We start from the raw sequence: 4,759 nt of genomic DNA, 5'->3' as shown, positions 1-4,759 counted from the left end.
TCACAGTCCCCATCCCTACACCCTGGTCAATGTCTCGGCGGATGGCCGCACCCTGACACTGGCGGTGCGCGCCCTCGGGGATCACACCCGCTGGCTGCACCGCCACCTCAAGGTGGGGGATACGGTCACCGTGACCGGCCCCTATGGCGCCTTCGCCCTGCCGGATCCGGCCCCCGCGCTCTGGGTGGGCGCCGGTATCGGCATCACCCCCTTCGTCGCCTGGCTGGAGGCCCTGGTGCGCCGTGGCGAACAACGCCCCGGCACCACCTTGCTGCAGTGCGCCCCCACCGCCGAGGCCGCCCCTTATCACGCCCGGCTGGCCGAGCTGTGCCGCCGGGCCGGGGTCGAGTACCAATTGCACCTGGAATCCGAGCGCGGCCGACTGGATCTCGCCGCCCTGGGCCAACGCCAGCACACCCCGGTGTGGTTCTGCGGCCCCGAGCCCATGGCCCACACCCTGGATGCCCATCTGGCCACCCCGCTGCACCGGGAGCTGTTTCGCTTTCGCTGACGGGCCAGCCGGCGCAGTCAGCCATCGGCTGCGCCGTTTTTCTCGGTGCGGGGCGCAGGCGGGCCGGCAAACAGCAAGATTGTCCAAGCGGGCGACACAGGCTTGGGGCTAGATTAGGGGGGCAGTCTGGTACAGGAGGGAAAGATGGCGCAGGACAACCAGTTCATATTCGCACACAGTCAGCACCTGGCGAGCCTGACTGCGCTGCGGGTCAACATGACGGAATTTCGCTACGACCGTCACGCCCACGAGGAGTACTCCTTCGGGGTCACTCTGGCCGGGCGGCAGAACTTCTTCTGCCACGGCGGAGCCCACTCCAGCCCGGCAGGCAGCGTCATCCAGTTCAATCCCGGGGATGTCCACGACGGTCATGCCGGTGACAACGCCAGCCTCGACTACACCATGCTCTACATTCCGCCCCACGAACTCACCCCGCTGTTTGCCGATGCCGCGGGCGAGCGGGCAATGGGGACCTATCGGTTGTTGCAGCCCCTGGTGCGCGATGAGGCGCTGAGCGCCTGCATCCTCGAGCTGGCCCAGGCGGTGCGCGGCCAGGCCGACAGCATAGAGCAGGAGTTTGCCCTCTATCGCCTCGCCACCCGGGTGATGCAGCAGGCGGGACGTTTTGAGCCCAATGGCCGGGTGAGCCGCATCGATCGCCTCCTGTTGCAGGCCAGGGACTTTATCCACGCCCACTTTCAGCAGGATATCTCCCTGGCCGACATCAGCGCGGCGGCCAACATCTCCAAGTACCACTTCCTGCGGCTGTTTCGCCAACAGCTTGGCATCACACCCCATCAATACGTGATCAACTGCCGCATCAATGCCGCCCGGCGCGCCCTGGCCGCCGGAGAGTCAGCGCAGGATCTGGTGTACCGCTACGGTTTCACCGATCTCAGTCACCTCAACCGTCGCTTCAAGCGCATCTATGGCATGACTCCCACCCAATACAGTGCCAGCCTGATCCGCTGAGCCCAAGGAACACCCCATGATTGAGCTTCTCACCTATGCCATCGGCATCATGTATACCCCTGGCCCCGTCAACCTCATCGGCCTCAATGCAGGCCTGGGTGGCCGCACCCGCGCCTCCCTTGGCTTCTTCCTCGGGGTCGGCTTGGCGATGTTCGTGCTCCTGCTGCTCTTTGGCTGGGCGGGCACCCGCCTGGTGCGGGAAGATACCCTGATCTATGTCAGCCTGGTGGGGTGCCTCTATATCGCCTATCTCGCCATCAAGATCGCCAGCGACAGCGGCGAGCTCGGTGCCAACGAGGCGCCTGCCCGCCCTCTGGGGGTGCGCAGCGGCTTCGTCATCCAGTTGCTCAACCCCAAGGCCATGATCGCCACCCTGCCCATCACCAGCATCCAGTTCCCGGCAGCCCAGATCCACGGCTGGAGCCTGCTGCCCTGGTCCCTGCTGCTCGGCCTGCTGGCCGCCGGCGCCCCCGGCAGCTACTCGATGGCGGGCAGTCTCATCGGACGTCATCTTCAACATCCTCGCTGGTTCAGGTACTTCAACCTGCTGATGGCCGCCCTGCTGCTCTACAGCGCCATAGCCCTGGCCTACCAGCATGTCTATCTGCCGCTGGCCGGCTGATCAGGCGAATCGCTCCATCAAGAACCCCGGTGAAACACCCACCTATGCCGGGGTTTCGCCTTCACAGAGCAGACAAAGGGCGGGCACTGCTGCACCGGCCTTTTCGGGTCATTTTCGCCATGGGCTGACTATCCTCAACAGGGTCTCTTGCCCAATATGGAGCTACCCATGGATCGCTACTACAAACACCTGGCCATCAGCGGCCTCATCTCCTTCGGAGGCCTTGCCCTGATACTGCTGCTGCAAACCATCCCCCTCATTTCCAACATCATGACCGCCATCTTCTTTGCCGGGTCGGTGGGGGCCGTCATCAACAACTATTACCGCCTCGCCAGGCTGCACGACAGCGGTGCCATTACCCACATCAGCCAACCCCGGGTGATCGTGACGCAGTTTTATGTCTCCCTGCTCTTTTCCGGCATTCTCGGTTTTATCGCCTACGGGCTCTTTGCCAGCAGCCTGCTCCAGGGGGACCTGTTTCCCAAGTTCAAACACATGGAGCACCCCTATGTCTCCTTGCAGACTCTGCTGACCCTGGCCTCTCCTGCAACCAATCTGGATGCCGCCAAAGCCGTCATCTGGGCCTTTATCGCCGGTTTTTCCGAGCGATTCGTCCCCAATGCCATCGACGCCCTCACCAAGGCCGTCCCCCCTTCCGGGCAAGACACCCCGGGATAAGGGCCCGGGCAAACAGGAGCATTGCCACCCCGGGTGCAGACCGGACTACCCGGCATCCGGATGCAACACGCTGGCGCCACCTGTTGTTCTCGTATCGCCATCACGGGCCAGCACTTTATCTCCTGGTGTCAACGCAGCAGTACAGCTGCCACGAGCAAGCCCTTATTCGGGTATTGATGCATTCGGAATGAATAAGCATCATCTTGCGGCCCCTGGTCATGGATAAGAATGTTGTATGTCCTTTGATAAAAAGCACGGTGACTTCATCTTCAATGTGCAGGAACACCTGGTCACCTGCGAGCTGATCGGCCCTTTCAATGAAGAGGGTATGCTGACGTGGATTACGGAGATTAAGCGCGTAGTAAACAGTCTCGATGGTAAGCGTTTCTGCGCCCTGGTGGACCATCGTCAGCATCAGGGGGTGGTGTTATCCGCCCTGCCCCATCTGCAGGAGACCTATCAGTGGCTGACCCAGAAGAATCTGGTGGCCATCGCCTCCCTCTATTCGGCCAAGGTGCTCCATCACATCGCCCTCTCCTGCCTCTCTCTCACCCATCCGGACCATATCCGGGCATTCAACGACCCCCAAGAGGCCATCGCCTGGCTGGATGCGCAATATCGGGCGCGGTAGGTCACCCGGTCTGTGTTGATACGCCATATGCCGCGCCCTCACCGCCCAGGTCCGGATAAACAGGCCCCAATCCCTGCCCTGAGGTGCTGAGCCCGGCAGCAACCGATGGCTATTCCCCGAGCGACAGGAAAGAGGCCACCGCCAGAACCGCCGCATCTTGCCCGGTTATCTGTACCGGCAGGGCAGCATCCCAGCCAAGGGGCATCTGCGCCGCCCGCACGCTGCCGCCCCAGAAGCTCGCCACCAGTATCAAGGCCCCGGCCAACCCGTATTTGATCCACGATGTCATCGTCTTGCTCCCCTCTCGTTGGCCCTCGCCACCCTGTGGCAAGCGGACCCATTTATCAGTGGGCAGAAGATAGGGGGGATTTGTGAGGGGAAAATGAGGTTGTGTGAAGTCTCGGTGAAGTCAGGGGAAATCAGCAGCGAGTCACGACAAAGATGGCGGTGGGCAATGCGGGGAATGGAGAGAGTCAAAGACTCACCTCATGTGACCACCACCTTGATGTAGGGACGATTAGCGCAGCGTAATCGTCCGTTTGCCAAGAATAACCTGGTGGCAACACAAGCAGGAAACCTTGGATCCCAACAAACCCTCGGCAACCCGCTATTCAAGATCGTCCGAGTACTCTTCACAACCCGAACAAGCAGATCCATTTAACCCCACCAAATAGTCAGACGAATACTATCTCCATGTATAAGTTTGATATGGTATTTTTGCCTGCATATCGACCAGCTGAAATAGATTCAAGGTAAAAAATCTAGAGGAAATGCAATGACAAAAGCACTACATGTATCTGACAAAAAGCTGCTAGCACAGCTGCTAGCGGCCCACCCTCAGGAAATAGATGTACTGGTCGATGTGCTGACTGATCACGGCAAGGGGCGTATGGGCCTAGAGGCATCGATCAAGCAGAAGCTGGTCATGGCTCGTCACAATCCAAAAGTAGATCGTTACCCCCTAGCGCTGCTACAGACGCTCAAGGAGGAACTACAAGCATTTGGTGGTAACTCTGCTATGAATCTCGCACGCCGTGTGCTAGGGCGCTCCGCAGTACCCTACGAGGAGATCGTCGACGATGTCTACAGGAAGCTCAACGGCAACTCACCGGAGAACAAGCCCCTAGAGCGTAAAGAGATGGATATTGCCCTTGCTCTGTTTGGCAACGGGTGGTTTGGCCTACCGGTCGAAAAGCGGCTGGAAAGATGTATCAACATAAAGGTTCTATCCGGTGCCTTCTCCCTAAACGAAGCCCTATATAAGGAGTCAGGCGACAAGCTCGCCACCCTTTCGGCAAGTAACATTGTAGTGGTCTAATCATCCCGGACACCGTTTTAGGTGGTA

General features: G+C 60.1%; 5 protein-coding genes and 2 pseudogenes. 6 read left to right on the top strand and 1 reads right to left on the bottom strand.

What is annotated here, in order from left to right:
- The 5 genes and pseudogenes from AACR77_RS00665 to AACR77_RS00645 form a co-directional block, all read left to right on the top strand.
- A pseudogene (locus tag AACR77_RS00665) lies at positions 1-511 on the top strand (flavodoxin reductase); the annotation flags it as partial.
- A 144-nt stretch (positions 512-655) separates the two neighbouring features.
- Entirely contained in the window at positions 656-1,483 is an 828-nt protein-coding gene (locus AACR77_RS00660; RefSeq protein WP_010672934.1) for an AraC family transcriptional regulator, read from the top strand.
- A 16-nt stretch (positions 1,484-1,499) separates the two neighbouring features.
- The gene (locus tag AACR77_RS00655) at positions 1,500-2,105 is read left to right on the top strand and encodes a LysE family translocator (RefSeq protein ID WP_042879146.1); all 606 of its coding nucleotides are present in this window, start codon (positions 1,500-1,502) and stop codon (positions 2,103-2,105) included.
- Between the two features lie 168 nt (positions 2,106-2,273).
- The gene (locus tag AACR77_RS00650) at positions 2,274-2,783 is read left to right on the top strand and encodes a hypothetical protein (protein WP_052224758.1); all 510 of its coding nucleotides are present in this window, start codon (positions 2,274-2,276) and stop codon (positions 2,781-2,783) included.
- Between the two features lie 235 nt (positions 2,784-3,018).
- Complete coding sequence (locus AACR77_RS00645) at positions 3,019-3,414, top strand: hypothetical protein (RefSeq protein WP_042879144.1); 396 nt, start codon at positions 3,019-3,021, stop codon at positions 3,412-3,414.
- A gap of 196 nt (positions 3,415-3,610) precedes the next feature.
- On the opposite strand, the pseudogene AACR77_RS23035 reads toward AACR77_RS00645, so the two are convergent.
- Positions 3,611-3,703 (bottom strand): annotated as a pseudogene (locus tag AACR77_RS23035) (subclass B2 metallo-beta-lactamase); the annotation flags it as partial.
- 486 nt (positions 3,704-4,189) lie between these two features.
- Here AACR77_RS23035 and AACR77_RS00635 point away from each other — a divergent pair.
- Positions 4,190-4,732, top strand: a complete 543-nt coding sequence (locus AACR77_RS00635; RefSeq protein ID WP_052224757.1) for a hypothetical protein — start codon at positions 4,190-4,192, stop codon at positions 4,730-4,732.
- Positions 4,733-4,759: the final 27 nt, after the last annotated feature.

Origin of the sequence: Aeromonas sp. ZOR0002 (genome assembly GCF_963866995.1) — a bacterium.
GTDB classification, from domain to species: Bacteria; Pseudomonadota; Gammaproteobacteria; order Enterobacterales; family Aeromonadaceae; genus Aeromonas; species Aeromonas caviae.
Note: the sequence above shows the minus strand (reverse complement) of the source record. Positions and strands in the feature narration are given on the sequence as shown.